Source organism: Myroides indicus (assembly GCF_004364575.1).
Taxonomy (GTDB): Bacteria; Bacteroidota; Bacteroidia; order Flavobacteriales; family Flavobacteriaceae; genus Flavobacterium; species Flavobacterium indicum_A.
This window is the reverse complement of sequence record NZ_SOAG01000002.1, coordinates 117,987-136,590: the sequence shown is the minus strand read 5'-3', so window position 1 is coordinate 136,590 and position 18,604 is coordinate 117,987. Positions and strand designations below refer to the sequence as shown.

Annotated in this window: 12 protein-coding genes; 1 reads left to right on the top strand and 11 read right to left on the bottom strand. The window is 34.9% G+C overall.

The features are described 5' to 3' along the window. Window positions 1-60: 60 nt before the first annotated feature. The 7 genes from C8P70_RS01325 to C8P70_RS01295 form a co-directional block, all read right to left on the bottom strand. Window positions 61-282, bottom strand: coding sequence for a PspC domain-containing protein (locus C8P70_RS01325; RefSeq protein WP_133711553.1), 222 nt, complete (start codon window positions 280-282; stop codon window positions 61-63). 37 nt (window positions 283-319) lie between these two features. Continuing rightward, complete coding sequence (locus tag C8P70_RS01320) at window positions 320-1,615, bottom strand: DUF2851 family protein (protein ID WP_133711552.1); 1,296 nt, start codon at window positions 1,613-1,615, stop codon at window positions 320-322. Between the two features lie 150 nt (window positions 1,616-1,765). Continuing rightward, a complete protein-coding gene (locus C8P70_RS01315) occupies window positions 1,766-3,808 on the bottom strand; it encodes a putative porin (RefSeq protein WP_133711551.1) in 2,043 nt (680 codons plus the stop codon). Between the two features lie 142 nt (window positions 3,809-3,950). Further along, window positions 3,951-5,468: a RagB/SusD family nutrient uptake outer membrane protein gene (locus C8P70_RS01310; RefSeq protein ID WP_133711550.1), complete on the bottom strand. Its 1,518-nt coding sequence runs from the start codon at window positions 5,466-5,468 to the stop codon at window positions 3,951-3,953. 20 nt (window positions 5,469-5,488) lie between these two features. Further along, complete coding sequence (locus C8P70_RS01305; RefSeq protein ID WP_133711549.1) at window positions 5,489-8,728, bottom strand: SusC/RagA family TonB-linked outer membrane protein; 3,240 nt, start codon at window positions 8,726-8,728, stop codon at window positions 5,489-5,491. A 447-nt stretch (window positions 8,729-9,175) separates the two neighbouring features. Next, a complete protein-coding gene (locus C8P70_RS01300; protein ID WP_133711548.1) occupies window positions 9,176-10,720 on the bottom strand; it encodes a RagB/SusD family nutrient uptake outer membrane protein in 1,545 nt (514 codons plus the stop codon). Between the two features lie 17 nt (window positions 10,721-10,737). After that, window positions 10,738-13,992 (bottom strand): SusC/RagA family TonB-linked outer membrane protein, encoded by a 3,255-nt coding sequence (locus tag C8P70_RS01295; RefSeq protein ID WP_133711547.1) that lies wholly within the window; start codon window positions 13,990-13,992, stop codon window positions 10,738-10,740. Window positions 13,993-14,382: 390 nt separating this feature from the next. On the opposite strand from C8P70_RS01295, the gene C8P70_RS01290 reads away from it, so the two are divergent. Next, window positions 14,383-14,982 carry a ribonuclease HII gene (locus C8P70_RS01290; protein WP_133711546.1) on the top strand — a complete coding sequence of 200 codons (600 nt, stop codon included), beginning with the start codon at window positions 14,383-14,385 and terminating at the stop codon, window positions 14,980-14,982. Between the two features lie 110 nt (window positions 14,983-15,092). On the opposite strand, the gene hemL is transcribed toward C8P70_RS01290, so the two are convergent. The 4 genes from hemL to C8P70_RS01270 are packed head-to-tail and all read right to left on the bottom strand — an operon-like array spanning window position 15,093 to window position 18,478. Next, window positions 15,093-16,373: a glutamate-1-semialdehyde 2,1-aminomutase gene (gene hemL / locus C8P70_RS01285; RefSeq protein WP_133711545.1), complete on the bottom strand. Its 1,281-nt coding sequence runs from the start codon at window positions 16,371-16,373 to the stop codon at window positions 15,093-15,095. 4 nt (window positions 16,374-16,377) lie between these two features. Beyond that, the gene (locus C8P70_RS01280) at window positions 16,378-17,265 is read right to left on the bottom strand and encodes a glucosaminidase domain-containing protein (protein ID WP_133711544.1); all 888 of its coding nucleotides are present in this window, start codon (window positions 17,263-17,265) and stop codon (window positions 16,378-16,380) included. Between the two features lie 6 nt (window positions 17,266-17,271). Continuing rightward, window positions 17,272-18,153, bottom strand: coding sequence for a 1-aminocyclopropane-1-carboxylate deaminase/D-cysteine desulfhydrase (locus C8P70_RS01275; protein ID WP_133711543.1), 882 nt, complete (start codon window positions 18,151-18,153; stop codon window positions 17,272-17,274). Between the two features lie 4 nt (window positions 18,154-18,157). Then, window positions 18,158-18,478, bottom strand: coding sequence for a hypothetical protein (locus tag C8P70_RS01270; RefSeq protein WP_133711542.1), 321 nt, complete (start codon window positions 18,476-18,478; stop codon window positions 18,158-18,160). Window positions 18,479-18,604 lie beyond the last annotated feature (126 nt).

Genomic DNA, 18,604 nt, shown 5'->3' with positions numbered 1-18,604 from the left:
TAACTTACAGCCGACACTTATCAGGAGCTAAAATTTTTAGCTCATTATCAACTGCTCTATCTACAAATCAAAAACCGAGGTTCTTTTTGCATAAATCAAATCTTTTAACTTAGCCAGAAATGCCAAGGTTAAATACAAAGCAAAAGCCAATCCCAGAGTAAAGAAAGACAAGTAAATAAAAAACAATCTAACGCTAGCTACTCTCATTCCCAAACGATCTGCTAACCGGGAAGAAACTCTAAAACCTCTTTGTTCGAAAAAATAGCGCAAATTGTTTATCATATTCTATCTGTTATGTTCTTGTACAAAGTTACACTTTTTATTTCTCCAAAAGTGTTTTTCCCACTGTGCACTTCAAACAGCGATTTCTGTCGCAATATTCTTTTTTCAGCTGAATGACTGCCTGACTGTCAAAAGCTGATTGTACTTTTAACCCAAGTTTTTTAAACAAATCCGCTATTGCATTTTTTTCTGTATTCAGTTCCATCGCCAACTCAACAATCTCATCAACAGCATCACTTTTTGCATTCTTACTCCTTTGATAAGCAAATTGCAGCGGAATAATTGTATTAATAGCTATCAGCTGTACAAACTCCGAACTGATTTTTTTTCTGCTTTTCCTTGTACTTTCTCTGTTTAATACATAATGCATATCCCAATATTCAGAAGTAGTCACCTCAAAAGATTTATAAAGGCGATAAGCATTCTTAGTTTGTAAAAATTCCAAAATATTATGGTGATTGCCATAATACCAAGCCGCCAGCTGAGCGAGCCTTACTGTTGGAAAATTGGAAGGGCGCAACTGAAAGTACTTCAATGGAATAGCTTTTTGCGCTGTTAAATTATATTTATACTTTAAAAACTCCCATTCTTTCTTAAGACTTTTGACATATTGGTCATCGCGATCATTAATAGGGTCTAAAATTCCGACAGTGCCGAACAAAATAGCTTCTATCTGCAACAGAGAAGAAGCCTGCTTAAACAAAAGATTGACCGGAACTTTCTTTGCCATTTCAAAAAAAGCTTCTCCGTTTGTGTTAAGTCCAAAGCCTTTTGCCAAAAAACAGAAGAACACTTGTTCCCAATTGTTAGTTGTTTCAGACAATAATTTTTCGACAGGTTTTATTTTACTTTCCAGCCTTTCAAAGAATAACCTTTCTTTCCATTGTAACCAAGCTATATCGGGAATATCTTTAATTTGTCGTTCGCAATTTAACCACAACTTGGGAAGAAATAAATTATGGCACTTTTGTACTAAATCAGAACTTACATAAGAAGCTACTTCTAAAGCAGGAATTTCTGAACCGTCTTTTCTAAAAACGGGGACATCATTTTCCCAAACGACATGCAAAATTACATTGTCATACCGGATATCCTTTTCATGCCCGTGTAAATACCAGTCCGAAGATTTTAGATGAATTTCCACATTCCCCACCCACACTTGACCACCAATCGAGATTTTTGCATTAAAAAAATCAGGTCCATCCTCTCCGGTAAAAAGTCCCTGAGAAATAACCTCAACGCTTTCCTTGTGATGCGTATAAAGCTTGTGGGTAGTAAATACCTGCTTTTGCCAAATATAATGTACAAACGATTCTCTCATTTCAATCTCCATAAGTCATTTATAGAGCATCAAAAAGCAGACCTTATTACGTAATGAATTAAAAATTTATGAAAAAGCACCTAAAAAATTTCTTAGCCGTTCAATATAAACGATGCTAAGCTTTTAGCCTAATTACAAACTAATTGGAATATCTAAACACTGTTAGCTAAAGAAATTCCAAACTAACCCAAAGCGAAATGCAAAATCTTTATACGGATAATTGGGCGCTGTATAATATTTGTAGCCGCTCATGCTTGAATTAAAGTGTTCTAATAAAATATAAATCCTTGCCGTGCGAACTTTCATATTAATAAAGAAATCAAAAACAGGATAATCTCCCACTTGTACTTTATCCTGAATAAAGAAATCTCCAATAACCGGATTGTAATCATTTGCATAATACTTTGTAAAATAACTGAACGTGATTCCTGTTTGGAATTTAAGGGCTTTATTAAAAAAAGCATCAGTATAATACAGTGTATTCCGCGTTACTAATTCAGGAACATTCAATATATGATCTGATTGATCTACTTTTTGATATAGAATGGTATTATCCAATCCAAATTTTCCAACTCTAATATCTTTGCTTGCCTGCAATCCCAAATAATTAATTGTACCGCTGTACTGTTTGGGTGTGATCAGCTGTTTGGTCGGGATATTAAAATCATTATACTCTTTGTGATCATTGGAAAAATAAAGCTTATCATCTAAAATAGAATAAGTACCGGACACCGTTACCCAAGGAGTATTCAGAGTAGCATCAAACTGATTGATTTTTTCATTTTTAAAATCGTTATACCAGTTGTAACTGACATAATCACTTTGATAGAGCTGGTAGCTTAAATCTCCCATCCTGTTCAATTTCTGATACCCGACATCCAATCCGATATCTTCAGAAAGCTGATAATTTAAATTAGCCTCTATATTACTGGTAGCGTCATTTCCCAAAGAATTAGACAATAACAAATTAGCTTTCCAGTGCTCATTCCTGTACGTATATTTTCCTCCGATTAAGGTAATATTCTTTTCTATGTGATCCGGAATAAAGAATTCTCCTATATGTGCTATACTCCGATAATAATATTTGTGTTTATAAAAATCAGCAAAAAACTCAAATCTCCCCAATAAATCTGACTGATAAGCAGCTCCTATGCGATTAAACATTTGATAATACCTTGTTTTATTGTCTATTGAACTCTGAAAAGAGCGTCCAAATCTGTCTTTATCACTATACTGACTATTGGTATCTAGTTGAGTGTATTCAAAAAACTTATCTTCATATACAAATTCGTGGGTTAATAAGATACCATTTTTAAATGAATTATTTAATTGATATTGGTGATTTACAAACAGGCGTTTTCCTTTTAACAAGGTTTCAATGTCCCTAAAATAAACATCTAATCGCTCGCGATTGTTATAGGGTTTTTCGCTGGACTCAAACAATTCTAAATCGCGGATTCCGCCATTTTCCTGATTTAAAATGTCCTGAGCGGCGAAATGGGTCCGCAACAGATATTTTTTATCAGAGGACTGATAACTTGCTCCAAGCCTAAAATTCCCTGAAGAAGATAGCTGATTGATGTATTTACCAAGTGAACGCAATCCCTTATAGGCTATAAAAAAATTTAAATTCGGACTGGTATTTAAAGTAATAAAAGCATCGAGGTTTTGTCCTTGCTTTATTACCGATCGATAATATAAATCAGTATAGGGTGTGGGTGCTGAATAATAATTAATATCTTCTGCTTGCAAATAAGCAAATTGTTTAGCCTGAAAGCCTATTCCGGGAAGAACATTATTTTTTTTATAATTATACTTTAATACATTAAAGGTTTGTCCTTCATTAGCAAAAGGCAGTAATCCAAAATTATCTTTTCGCAAATAGTTAAAAGTATAGTATTTTTTAATAGTCAAAGCTGTATCAACAGCAATAGTATCATTTTTAATAGATATGATTTTATAATCCTGAATAGGTGCTACAGAATCTTTTTGAACTTTTTCGCGCAAACTTCGGTTACTTTTATTTCCATTACGAGAATCCTGATTGCGCGAATCAAAATTTCTATTATCAAAATTATTGTTATTATCTCTGCTAAGCTGTGTATTATCCAGACGAACCGCTCCTCCACCTCTCAGTCGTGGCTGAATTTGTGCCTGCACTACTAAACTAAACAACAGAAGTAAAACACATATATACTTTTGCATAAAATCAAAATTTAAGCAAAGGTAATTTTTTTAATTGAAAATAAACATCGTAAAGAATATTGCCCTTAATATTCTTTGAAATTGAGAAACAAAAAAAACCACCTTCGGGTGGTTTTTTTATTGAAAATGTATAAATAATATATTAGTTATTATATACTGGATTATTAAGTATTTCTGCCTGAGGAACTTTAAATGTCAAACGAGGATCATCGTATGAGAAAGTAGTTCCTGGAAAAGTCAAATGATTAGAGCCATAAGTCATGTCTTTCTTGTTTCGTTTAAAAGCTGCATATACTTTTCCTTCGCCCCATAGCTCAATCCGAGTTTGAAGCATAATCTCATCCTTTAAAGCTTGACCACTCAATCCATCTAAATAAGAAATATCATCAATTCTATTTGCTAACATTTCTTTCAGAGAGGTAATAGCTTCTCCATCTTGCATCAGTCTTGCTGCAGCCTCAGCGTGTAACAAATACATTTCTTCTACTCTCATAAACACGTAGGCAGATTCTATTAGACGCTGTCCCTGCAATCTTTTTCCTGTAGCCGAATAGAACTTGTTAATTGGTAAATAAGCTCTTTCTCCAAAATCCATTGTATTCCCATTTACATCTGTAACAGGTTCATTAGAAAATTGCTCTTTTCGAATATCATCTGGACGAATAGATTCATACAACTCTTTAGACATCCCTTTAGTATCTCCAACTACAGCATAACTATATGTAAATACATCTACTTGTCCCCACCAAGACACCAAATCCAGATTATTATCGATTCCTAATTTTGCTCCCCATATCCAGTTAGGATTTTGCTCAACACTATTAAACCCTCCTAATAATTGCTCTTTAGTTGCTAAAGGATAAGCTGCCATAATATCTTGTGTCAAAGTTTGAACTTCAACTAACGCATCTTGTGTTCCTTTAGCACTAAGAACGTAAGCTAAAATCCCTTTAGTAACATAATAATCTAATTCTGTCGCTCTAGGAAGAATTGTACTATTAGCTCCTGCTGACTCAAACAAAGAAATAGCTTCTTTTAAATCTTTTTCCATCAATGCAAATACTTCCTGTGTTGGTTTTGCAGGGGTATTTGCTAAACTTGGAGTAATGTAAATTGGTAATATTTTTTCATTAGCATCATAACCTTGCGTATACAACATTACTAAATTGTAATACATATAAGCCCTTAATGCTTTAGCTTGTGCTACAACAATTTTTTCTTTATTATCTTCAGGAATAATCTCATTACCTCCAGAAGCATCAATAATATTATTAGCTCCTCTTACCATATAATAATAGAAGCGCCATGGTTTATAAACTGTATTACTCACATAATTTTGAGGATCTTGTAAATTTGCAAGGCGAGAATACCATCCATATATCCCTCTATTTAGATTCATATCTCCGGAAAGCATATCGGTATAAATATCGTATCCTTTTTGTCCAAAATCATCATGTCCATCTGTTCCTCCAGAACCATCTTTCACATTATAGGCATACAAACCATTCATTGTAGCTTCAGATAAATGCGGTGAAGTTTCTGATATTTTATCAATATCATCTTTAGAAATAAATCTAGTCGATGATGTATCTAAAAAATCTTTAGAACACGCTCCTAACAGCAAACCTGCTCCAAGAGCTATTATCATTATTTTTTTCATTTCTTTTCTCATTTTTCTAATTAAAATTTCACTCTTACACCTCCTGTAACGGTTGATAATGGAGTGTATTGATAATAATCTGATGTTCCAAACTCTTGTCCGGAAGGATTAAATCCTTTACGTTTTGTAAACAACCACAAATTATCACCTGACACAAAAAAGCTTAAATCTGCTAACCCAATTTGCTTTAAAAATTTAGCAGGTACATTATACCCTAAGCGAATATTGTTAATACTCAAATAATCTGCTTTAGTTAAAAATCTTGTTGACGTTCCATTTACATATACATCATTTGCACTCACTTCATTTGACAAACGAGGTATATCAGTAATATCTCCCGGTTTTTGCCATCTACCAGCCATATCTTTATGCCAATTATTTCCACCAATCGTACCATTACCCATCAGAGCTGCGTAGGTACCATCGTAAGCATATCCTCCTAAACTATACAGCATTTGAACACTCAATTCCCATCCTTTATACCCTGCACTTAAATTAATTCCTCCTCTTAATTTAGGAATAGCGGACTTCCCTACAAAAGATTGAGATGCCACAGCATAGTTATTTGTTGTTTCCTTTGTCAGCTTTCCTTCCATACCTGGATTCGCTGCTAAAAAATCATGCAAAGATGCCACCGTTTGTGTTTTATTATTTTCGTCTTGATAAGTATAAACATACCACAATCCCTCTCCTGTTTTTGAATCAACTCCTGCCCATTCTCTCATATAGAAATCTCCAATTGAATAGCCTACTGCTCTACCAAACATTCCTGAAACATCCAATGGTTTTTGCTGCCCTGTAGTTGGATCAATCGGCATTTTTGTTAATTTATTTTTAAGTGTTTCTCCATTTAAAGACAAATCAATATAAGCATCTTTCGTTTTTAACAAATGAGCTGTTACATCAAATTCGATCCCCTGATTGCGCAATCCTCCATCATTTACAGTCATTAAAGCATATCCAGCCGAAGGTCCAACTCTACGATCAAAAATTAAATCATCTGTGTTTTTTAAATAATAATCAACTGAAATATCTAAGAATCTACCCAAACTAAACTCTATTCCAGTCTGAAACATTTTTGATTTTTCCCATGTTAAATCAGCATTCCCTACTTTATCCTCATAGATTGCCAGTTTTCCATTGTAATTAGAAACTTCCCATAAAATTTCGCCCGGATGATAAGCTTCCTGTAACACTCCTCCTATAGTAACAAACGGAGTTTGATCTCCTGTTGTACCATAACTGGCTTTCAATTTTAAATGTGAAAATACATTTTGATCCATCATAAAATCTTCTTTAGACATTACCCAAGCTCCTCCTATAGAATAAAATGTCCCCCATTTATCTCTCTTAAACTTAGAAGCCCCATCACGTCTCACTGATCCAGACAAGAAATATTTACCTTCATAATCATAGTTCACTTGTCCAAAATAACTCTCTATTGAACTTTGATCCAACCATCCGTAGGAAGGAGATGTCAACCCTCCATTATTCAATTCAGTTCCGCTTGGATTTGCTAAATCATATTTACTTGCACTATTATACCTTCCTTCATAATAGTTGTTTTCATGTGCTGCCAAAACTTCTAAACCATGAGCTCCAAAAGACTTTTTGTAACGTAACATTTTTAGCCAGTTATATGTAAACAGTTCGGTTTTAATTTTATCAATAGACCCTCCCATAGATTCAGCAGAACCGAAATATCTATGATTTAAAATATCTCTTGTATTGTTATAATACTGTCCACCTATAGTAGTTTCAAAAGTCAATCCATCATAAATATCCACTGTAAAAGATGCGTTCACATTAATTTCATCTCTTGTTCTCCTATCTTTACCGTAATGTGCATCCGCAATTGAATTTGTTAATGCACCAAACCCTCTATCTTCTCCATAATCGTATTCATAACCCCCATAGTGCGATTCTGGAATTTTATTACCTTTTGCATCTCTACTAAATAAAGGATAGATAGAAGGTATATTGTCAACAAACCAGAAAACACTTCCTGAATCTTCGGACTGACCTGCATTGTTACTTTGAGAATGCGAATAACCAATATTCATTTTCGCTTCCAACCAATCTTTGGGTTTATGTTGTAAGTTTAAACGGGCACTCACACGTTCATAATCAGAATTAATAGAATAACCCTCATCTTTTAAATACCCTAAAGAAGTGAAATAAGATGTTTTTTCAGAAGAACCTCCCATCTTTAGGTTTGCTTCAATACGTCTGGAAGATTGAAAAGCATAATCCTCCCAGTTTTCAGGATTGTATAATCTTTGTACTCCAGGACGAACCTTCCCAGTAGCAGGATCGATTAATTCTGCTCCATCAGCTACTTTCCACATATTATATTTTGAAGCTATCCCATAATCTCCATCAAATAACAATTCATTTGCGAAATCTATTGATTCATTATCATTTAATTCATATCCAAACTTTCCATAATTTCTCATCGCTTCCCAAGAATATTCTATATATTCTTCAGGAGATGTAATTACATTATATCGAGGAAGATTTCTCCAGTTTATTCCGGTTTTTGCATCTACTTCAATAAATGATTCCTGTCCTTTTCCTGTTTTAGTATTAATAATTACTACTCCATTAGCTCCTCTAGAACCATAAATAGCCGTTGCTGTCGCATCTTTTAACACAGACATGCTTTCGATGTCTGCAGGATTAATCGAGCTTACATTACCAAAAAACGGAGTGCCATCCACAATATATAGAGGGCTTCTGTTTCCATTAACAGAACCAAACCCACGAATACGAACCTTAGGTTCAGAACCCGGTTGACCTGTTTCTGTAATAATTCTTACCCCAGCCGCTTCTCCCGCAAGAGCTTGAACCGCATTAGAAACGTTTTTCTTTTCAATTTCTTTTGCAGCTACCTGTGTAGCTGATCCAGTAAAAGACTCTTTAGTAGCTGTACCATACCCTACAACGATTACTTCATCAAGGAAATTATCCTCTACAGTCATATTCGCATTGTACGTAGTAGACGCACCCACAGTGTGTCTCACATCATTCATTCCAATAAAAGAGAAAACAACGACGTCGCCGGTATTTACTCTAATGGAATACTTACCATCTAAATCCGTTTGTGTTCCTTCCTGTGTTCCCTGAATCACAACGGTTACTCCCGGAAGCGGCATACCATCTTCAGATACTACTCCGCTTAGAGTTTTTTCTTGTGCTATTGCCACTTGTATACAAAGGGCAAAAAGGCACGTAAAAATCCAATTAAACTTTGACTTCATTATAAAATATTGATTAGTTAGTATAACAAATCTAACAAATTTTTATTATTATTTTAATATTTGTTAATTTATTTTTTCGTATTAAAATAATAAATAATAACTATATTTTTAAAGTAATATCAAAACATATTGTAGTTATTTTATTAATTAAACATATTTAATTAATAATAAATACTAAAAAATAAATATTAAATCAATTTAAAAACAAAATATTTAACTATGAAACCAAGGAAATATTCGGCTAAAAACCAAGAATACACAGCTATCTATTTATATTCTAAACAGAAATTCTTTTAGTACATCTACAGTCTGATGTACTAAAATACAGAAATACACATTTATTATCCTATTAACTAAATTAAACACCTCTAAATAAATGTATTTAAATCAAAAAGCTGCAACAATTTAAATTGTTGCAGCTTTTTGATACTTTAAACCCAATAAGAGTTATTCTTTTAGTGCGCTATTAAAATCGTATTCTTTCGCCGGAGTTACCCAAGTCCAGTTATTATTAGCATTTGGCGTTTTATCAATTGCTAATAATTCCGGATAGTTTCCTCCGTCTTTACCTGTTTTTCGGATAATAGGCAATCCCCATCTCTTCATATCAAACCAGTCAAATCCTTCACCCCAAAGCTCTATACCCCTGTATTTAACTATCTCTTTAAACAGTTCGTCTCCCGTTTTACTGCATACATACTCAGTATCACGACCAGATCCTTGTGTTAACTCTTCCAACAACTGTGCAGCTTCTCCGTCCTGTCCTAAAAAGTGTTTAGCTTCAGCTTCTATTAAATACATTTCTGATGATCGGAAATGATTCAAATGACCAACGCCCGGCATATCATTTGCTTTAATCTTAAACTGCATATATGCCGCAACAACAGCGTTACTCTGCAAGCCAGGAAAAGCAGCTCTCGCAGCCTTATCCATTTCGGAGCCTGATTCCGTTTCTCCTGAATTTAACACATATTGCCCTTCATATCCCTCCGGATTAAGGAATAACTCTTTCCTGATATCGGTATTCGGAATTGTTTCGTATAGTTCTTTACTCATGCGCTTAGGATAAACTCGTACCGACGAAGCTGATGAATTATATGCAATGTAAGCTTGATATGAGAAAAAATACAGCTGCTCATCCGAAGCACCAAAACTCCCCCAAATCCATTCTGATGTTGGATTAGCAAAACCATTTTTATATTCTTGGTTATTCATCAAAGGATATCCTTCTCTTGCTAAAGCAGCGTATTTAGCAGCAGTTTCATAATCTTTCTTAACAATTGCCGCTCTGGCATAAATAGCCTGTGCTACATTTTTATCAATCTGATGGTTTGCACTTCTCTTATATCCGCTTTTTTCAAATAAGCTGATAGATAAATCCAAATCCTGATATACTTGCTTATATATTTCATTTAATGAAACCATCGGCTGATTAGGATCCTCGACAGACGAAGTTCTCAGCACTAAACACTTTTGAGAACCATTGCCGGAGGCATCCCATCTGTAACCATAAATCTGCGATAACATCGTATAGCTATATGCTCGATATGCAAGCGCTTGTGCCTTCAAATATTCTTTGGTTGCCGCCGGACCTTCCGCCTCGTCTACTTTATCTATAATTACATTGGCATTATTAATAAGCATATAATAGTAATGCCACGGATAGTAATTGTAAATTACATCTGATTTTTCAAAATACTCTCCGTTAATTAATGGTCCCCATCCTGGTAGGTTTACCCTAAAATTATTTCCCGGATATTCCCCATAGTACATTTTTATAGTACCTTCTCCATTAAAACCCTGAGTTTCCAAATGTTGGGTAACCATAATTTTCGCCAATCCGTTAACAGCCATCTCTACTCCTTCGGTCGTTTCAAAAACAGTAGATGGAGAAGTTTCATCTGTTGGATAGGTGTCTAAATAATCTTTGCTACAAGCTCCTAAAGCCAAAACTGCAGCTAAAGCAATATGTTTTATAAATCTAATTTTCATGTCTATCAGATTTTAAATTAAAAAGTTAAATTCATACCAAAAGTAAATGTTCTTGGCGTTACATAAGCGTGGTCTAAACGTCCGTCAAATGCCTGTTGCGGATTCATTCCTTTTAGTTTAGTAAAAGTTGCCAGATTTTCTACTCCTAAATTAAGCCTTAATGCTCCAACACCTAATTTATCCAGCATTTCTCTAGGCATTTCATAGCTCAGTGTAATGTTTTTAATAACGAGATAAGATGCATCTTGTAACCATCTTGTAGAGCTTCCTGCAGAAGTATTAGTATTTCTTGTAAAATCTACTACAGGAATCCCATTAGGATCAATACGGTTAAAAGAAGCTTCTGTCATACCTTCCGGCACGCCTTCCCAAGCATTTAGAATATCCTTGTGAATAGCACTCGGGTTAGCACTTACTGACATTAGATCTGCATAACTGTAGTCATAAACTTTTCCGCCAATGCTATAGGTAAACAATCCCGATAGTGAAAAGTTTTTATACGATAAAGCTGTAGAGAAACTTCCGTTTACTTTTGGAAGCGGACTCCCGGAAAAATCTTTTCTGGCGTAAGTTGTATTAGTTGTATACTGCTTTCCGTTTATTTCCACAAAGTACTCTTCCGGCACTTCAGGAGTTGGATTATTAGCCGTTCCTTTTCCCGGAGCCAGATAATTTTCTGTATTCATTTCGTACAAAGCATTTCCTGTCATTTGATCTACGCCTGCATATTGATATAAATAAAATTCATAAATACTTTTTCCTTCTACCCTTTTGTACAATCCGTCCAAAATTCCATTTTCTCTATTTTCTTCCGGCAATTCTACAATTTTGTTTTTCATCCAAGTTGCATTAGCAGCTACATTCCATTTCCAATCGTCATTGCGGATAATATCAACATCAAAGCTCACCTCTATTCCTCTATTAGATATACTTCCAACATTGCTCGTAATCAAAGATCCTCCTACAGAAGGAGAGGTTGACCCGTTAGACAAAGGCAGATTTAAATCCATCAACAAGTTTTGAGAGCGCTTATCAAAATACTCTACCGATACATTGGCTCTGTTAAACAAACTTGCTTCAACAGCTGCCCCAAAAGAAGAAGAAGTTTCCCACTGCAAATCTTTATTTCCGTTTTGAGATTTGTAAATTGCAGCCGATCCGTCATTTTTATCAATTCTATACAGGTCTTGATACGCATACCATTGCGCCCCCTGATCATTTCCTACTTCTCCGTAAGAAGCTCTTAACTTTAAGTTGTCTATTACATTGGAATTGAAAAAATCTTCATTAGAAACAATCCAGCTACCTCCAACAGACCAGAAATTCCCCCATCTGTTGTCTTTATGGAATTTAGAAGAACCATCTCTTCGGAAAGAACCTTCTACAAAATATTTATTGTCATAGTTATATTTTAGTCTGGATAAATAACCTTCTGTTCTGTAGATATCCGTGTAATCGTACAAATCTGACATATCGTTGAAATTAATCATATCTCCCAATCCGGCAAAATTCTGATTTCCTTTCATCGCAAATAACGTACTGTATTCCGTGCTGTAGTTTTCATGTCCTACTAAAGCCTGAAGATTGTGTTTTCCAAAATCTCTTTCCCAGTTTAACAACTGTTGTGCTGTATAAGTCTTATATCTGTAAATATCTCTTCTAACGCGTCCGTTATTTCCTGACCCGTCTCCGATAATCGCATTTTCATACTGTCTTTTTTCGGAATTGCGAACATTTAAATCTCCTCGTAAAGTGAAAGTAAAGTCATCCCAAAATTTAATATCGGCAAATACCTGTCCACTCAACGTATTTCTGATCGTTTGCGTGCTGTTTAAATCATTTTCCCAAACCACATGTCTTCCAACATACTGATTTCGGCTCTTTTCGCCATTGTCGTAAATTTTCTCTCCGTTTTCATCATAAACAAAATCCCCAGTAGCAGGATCATGCATATATACCGGATAAATAGGTGCAATAGTACGAGCATACATAAACGGATTAAAATAATTTGCCGCTTCATTTCTACTCGCAGACAAACCATTTGATTCTTGATGAGAACCTGAAACATTTGTCCCCACTTTTAGCCAGTCGTTTACCTGATAATCAGCATTAACGCGTCCTGTAAAACGTTTAAAATCCGAGTTTTTAAAATACCCTTCATTATTTAGAAAGCCCGTAGAAAAGAAAGCTCCTCCTTTATCACTTACTATGCGTCCACTCAGATTTATATCCTGGAAATACCCTGTTCTTTCAATAGGCTTATACCAATCTAAATCACCTCTATATCCATCCAAAATCTGCGCATTAGGATTTAATTTTCCATTTACAAATAACTGATCGTTTGGTACATTGTAAATGTTGGTTTTTAGTATTTCGCTAATTAGAGTAGTATTTGCAAGCATATTAGCCTCTTCTAAGGAAACTTTACCGCCCATCAACCCGTTTCGATAGCCGGTCCACATTACATTCATAAAATCATCCGGACCTAAGCGATCATAGTCTTCAATACCTCTGGTATACAAACCTTGTTTAATATCTACATTAAACGCCCCTGTACCTTTTGATCCCTTTTTGGTAGTAATTAAAATTACTCCATTAGAAGCCCTATTTCCGTATAAAGTAGAAGATGAAGCGTCTTTTAAAACAGACATACTTTCAATATCCGCAGGGTTTATATCCGAAATATTTCCTGCATACGGAACGCCATCCACAACATACAAGGGAGCATTGGCATCTATTCCTTTTACAGCTTTTTGTCTTAATGAAGTAAACCCTCTGATACGAACCTCAGGTTCTGATCCCGGTTGTCCCGAAGTGTTGTTTACCTGAATACCGGCCGCTGACCCTTCAAGCGCACCAATCGCATTGGTAGTTGGCCTTTTTGCTATATCATCCGATTTTATCATTGATATAGCTCCTGTAATAGATTCTTTAGAAGCTGTTCCGTAAGCTACTACTACAACCTCATCTAAAATAGCCTCGTCTGAAGCCATTTTTACATTATAGACATTCGCAGCCCCTACAGTATATTGGACATCCTGCATTCCGATAAAAGAAAACACAACAATGTCTCCCTGATTTACCTTAATAGAATAATTTCCGTCTAAATCTGTCTGTGTTCCAATCTGCGTACCTTTAATAACTACTGTTACGCCCGGCAACGGAAAGTCTTCGTCTGAAACCACCCCTTTCAGGTTTTTTTCTTGGGCAAATGAAATTTGCACCCATAACACCAAAAAAAGTGCTAAAGTCCATCTAAACTTTGATCTCATTATTTAAATTGAATTAGTTAGTCCGCAAACTTAAAAAAGTAATCTTTAAATTAATTACATATATGCAATTATTAACATTGAAAACACTTCTAAATCAAAAAAATAAAGAATAAAAAAAGTTAAATAAGCAAAATAAAATAAAAATAATTAAATTTTAAGAACACTACTTAGTAGAAGCATAATTTTTAAATCCCAATATTTTATAACAGTAATACAGCCTCTCTTTTTGTTTAACATCAATATACCATTCTTTAAGAAAGTATTTTTAATGATAATAAAAATTTAACTTGCAGGAAACATAAAAAATTAATCATGAAAATCTAATTTTTGAAATTATTATTTTTTAATCCGTCTTAACAATTTTATTTTTGTACGACACAAATTACAAATATGCTCTCTAAAAAATTTTCCAATTATAATTTCGAAGCCGGAACAGATGAAGCCGGAAGAGGATGTATTGCCGGTCCGGTCACGGCAGCTGCCGTTATATTACCAGATGATTTTGAAAATGAGGAAATCAATGATTCCAAAAAAATTTCATCACAACTCCGGTACAAACTTCGCGAGCTTATAGAAGACAAAGCGCTTACATACAAAGTCACGCATATTTACGAAGACACCATAGAAAAAATTAATATTTTACACGCTTCCATACAAGGAATGCAGGAATCCGTTTTAGCTCTAAATCCGCAACCAGAATTTTTAATTGTAGACGGAAACAAGTTTACCCCAATTCCCGATATTCTTCATCAATGTATCGTAAAAGGCGATATGAAATATTTGAGTCTGGCAGCTGCCTCCATACTGGCAAAAACTTATCGGGATGATTACATGAATAAAATCCACGAAGAATTTCCAATGTATAACTGGAAGAAAAACAAAGGTTATCCTACAAAAGAACACCGTATTGCCATCACAAAATACGGTCCTTGCAAATATCATCGGAAAAAATTTAAATTACTGCCGGGTCAATTGGGTTTGGAACTTTAGAAAATATAATTCCACCACTTACAACGGCTATTATAGAAAATTAACTGCTAAGTAAAAGAAGAGGTTTTTTTGCAAAAAACCTCTTCTTTATTACTCCTTTTATTTTTAGTTTAAGAAAAAACCTTATCTACTGCTCCAATTGTAAAATCCAGATCATCATATGTAAGCGCATCAGTTATAAACCACGTTTCATAGGATGAAGGGGCAATGTACACGCCGTTGGCAAGTAATCCATGAAAAAACTTCTTAAAAGTTTCATTATTTCCGTATCCGGCAGTATCAAAATCTACTACTTCGCGTATATCAAAAAACACTGAAATCATTGATCCTATTTTGTTAATTGTAAACGGAACTTGCTTTTCTTCCAACACTTTCCGGATTCCTTTTTCAAGATAAGCCGTTTTTTCGTCAAGTCTTTTAAACAGATTCTTGTCTCTTTCAATTTCCTGTAACATCGTCAAACCTGCTGCCATAGCCAAAGGATTCCCAGACAACGTACCCGCTTGATAAACCGGACCAACAGGTGCCAGATAATCCATGATTTCTGCTCTTCCTGCAAAGGCACCAACCGGAAGTCCTCCACCTATCACTTTCCCAAATGTAACCAAATCTGCATTTACACCAAAAAGTTCTTGTGCTCCGCCCCTTGCCAAACGAAATCCCGTCATTACCTCATCAAAAATCAAAAGTGTTCCATGTTCATCACACAAACTGCGCAATCCTTGCAAAAATCCTTCTTGCGGAGGGATACAACCCATATTCCCCGCAACCGGTTCTATTATGATTGCCGCAACTTCACCTGGATTGGATTCTAAAATCATTTTTACATTTTCCAAATCGTTGTAGGTTGCCAGCAAGGTGTCTTTTGCCGTTCCTTGCGTAACTCCGGGACTGTTAGGCGACCCAAAAGTCACTGCACCGCTTCCTGCCTGTATTAGAAAAGAATCTGAATGTCCGTGATAACACCCTTTAAATTTAATTATTTTTTCTCTTTTTGTAAATCCTCTTGCCAGACGAACCGCACTCATACATGCTTCTGTTCCCGAATTTACAAAGCGGATTTTATCAACATTCGGCACCATAGAAACCGCTAATGCTGCAATTTGCGTTTCTATCTCCGTCGGCATTCCAAAAGAAGTTCCTAATTTCGCTTTTTCGACTACAGCATCAACTACCGGCTGATAAGCATGTCCTAAAATCATTGGACCCCACGAATTAATATAATCAATCAGACGATTGCCGTCTTCATCGTATAAATAAGCTCCTTTTGCCTCTTTTACATAGATAGGAGTTCCACCTACGGATTTAAAAGCTCGTACGGGCGAATTTACTCCTCCGGGAATTACCTTTTCAGCTTCTGCAAAAAGCTGGCTACTTCTCTGATACAACATACCGTTATCTTAATTTTAATTTTTGTCCGACAGATATAGCATTTCCTGATAAATTATTTAATTCCTGAACAGCAGAAATGGAAATATTATATCTTTTTGAAATAGAATAAAGCGTATCGCCTTTTTGTACAACGTGATAGTCGTCTTTTGAGGCAATTATTGCATTTGGGTTTTCTAATTTGTCATTAGCATCAATTTCTTTTATTGCTTTATTCAACTTATCTTTTCCTAAAACTTCTCTATCGTACTCGTAAAGAGAATACCGCTCAATCAATCCGATTAGTTTGTCTGCATATTTAGGATCTGTAGCATATCCTGCCTTTTTTAATCCCCTTGCCCAGCCTTTGTAATCGTCCTTGTCCAGCAAAAACAAACTGTTATATCTACTTCTGCTCGTCAAAAACAAAGAGTGATCTCTGTATGATTCTTCCGGATTATCATATTTTCTGAAGCATTCATCCGGCGCGTCATCGGTGTGTCGTACCGATGGTCCATCCCATTCTTTATGACATTTTATTCCAAAATGGTTGTTGGCATTTCGGCTTAGCGTTCCCTGTCCGGAACCGGATTCTAAAACGCCTTGTGCCAATGTAATACTTGCCGGGATTCCGTGTTCACGCATATTATATTGAGCTGTACTTCTGTATTTTACAATATAATCTCTGATCATATCCGTAGTTACAGACAATCTGGAAGTAGCTTCTAAAATTTCTGAATCTTTTTTCTTGCCAAGTTCAGTTTTTTTCAACTCTCCGTTTCTCAACTCTTGTCGGTAGCGCTCCTTAGAAACCAGCTCTCTCTCCTTAATTTTTTTACCTGTCAATGTACTTCTTTTAGAAGAACAGCCAACAATAGCCAAACAACACAATAAAAACAGAATATGCTTATACATAAAAAATTATTTCAGTTTTATACTATCATTCCAACCTTGCAACCCACCTGTGTGAATTGCTAAAATTTTACTTCCTTTTTTAAAAAATCCCTTTTGGATTAAATCTGTTATTCCATACATCATCTTTCCGGTATAAACCGGATCCAACCTAATTTGTGTTTGCGTTTGAAAATTATTAATAAAGTCCAAAAGCTCATTGTTATATTTGGCGTATCCTCCAAAATGATAATCCAAAATTAAATCCCAATTGGTTTTGTTTACAAATTTACGAATATCTTCGAATAAAAAATCTCCTTTTAAAGCAGGAAATCCCAAAACGCATTGATTTTCAAAAGAACGGTTAATTATCCCGGATATTGTTCCTCCGGTTCCTACCGGCACACAAATAAAATCAAACACGGCATCTTCCTCTTTTAATATTTCTTCTGTCCCCTTTATTGCCTCTCCATTAGTTCCTCCTTCCGGAATCAGGTAAAAATCTCCATACTTGTGGTTTAAAAAATCAATAAAAGCATCTTTTGTTTTATAACGATATTGCTCTCTGCTTACAAATTCAAATACCATTCCATCTTGTTGTGCTTTAAACAACGTAGGGTTTTTCATATAGTTATATAAAAGTTCCTCTCCTCTTATAACGCCAACGGTGGCTATGTCAAAAATTCTCCCTGCTGCTGCAGTTGCTGCAATGTGATTGGAATATGCTCCGCCAAAAGTCAGCAACTTTTCATACCCTTTTTCTTTTGCTTTTAAAATATTGTACTTCAGTTTTCTAAATTTATTTCCCGATACTTCTGCATGAAGCAAATCCTCGCGCTTAACGTATAGTTGAACATCGTTAGGAAAATCAATTCCCGATTTTTGATTAAAAACAAATTCGTTATCAAACATATAGCTATACAAATTTAAGAAAAGAAAAAGCTTTTCTCGTTTTTAAATAATCTGATTGTACTTCGTAAAGATAGGCTTCTCTTTCAAAACAAATATTTCTGTATGCCTGATAACTATCTTTATATTTTATGTATTTAAACAAAAACTCAACGTCATACCACAGATAAAAAACAACTATAAAAAGCTCTAACTGCTGTTTTAAATGGATTTTTTCGTGATTTATAAATACAGGCGTTTTATCCTTTTCATTTCGCACGAAAACAAACGGATACAGCGCAATTCCACTGAAATTTCGGGGAACGATATATCTGAATACAACTACCACTTTGCTCTCCTTGACTTACACCTTTTGATTGGTCTGTAAATTTTTAAGCATTCCTTAGTATTTTTCTTGCCTAAAAATGCTTATTTTTCAGACTTCATATAAAAATACAAAACTAAGTATTAGACT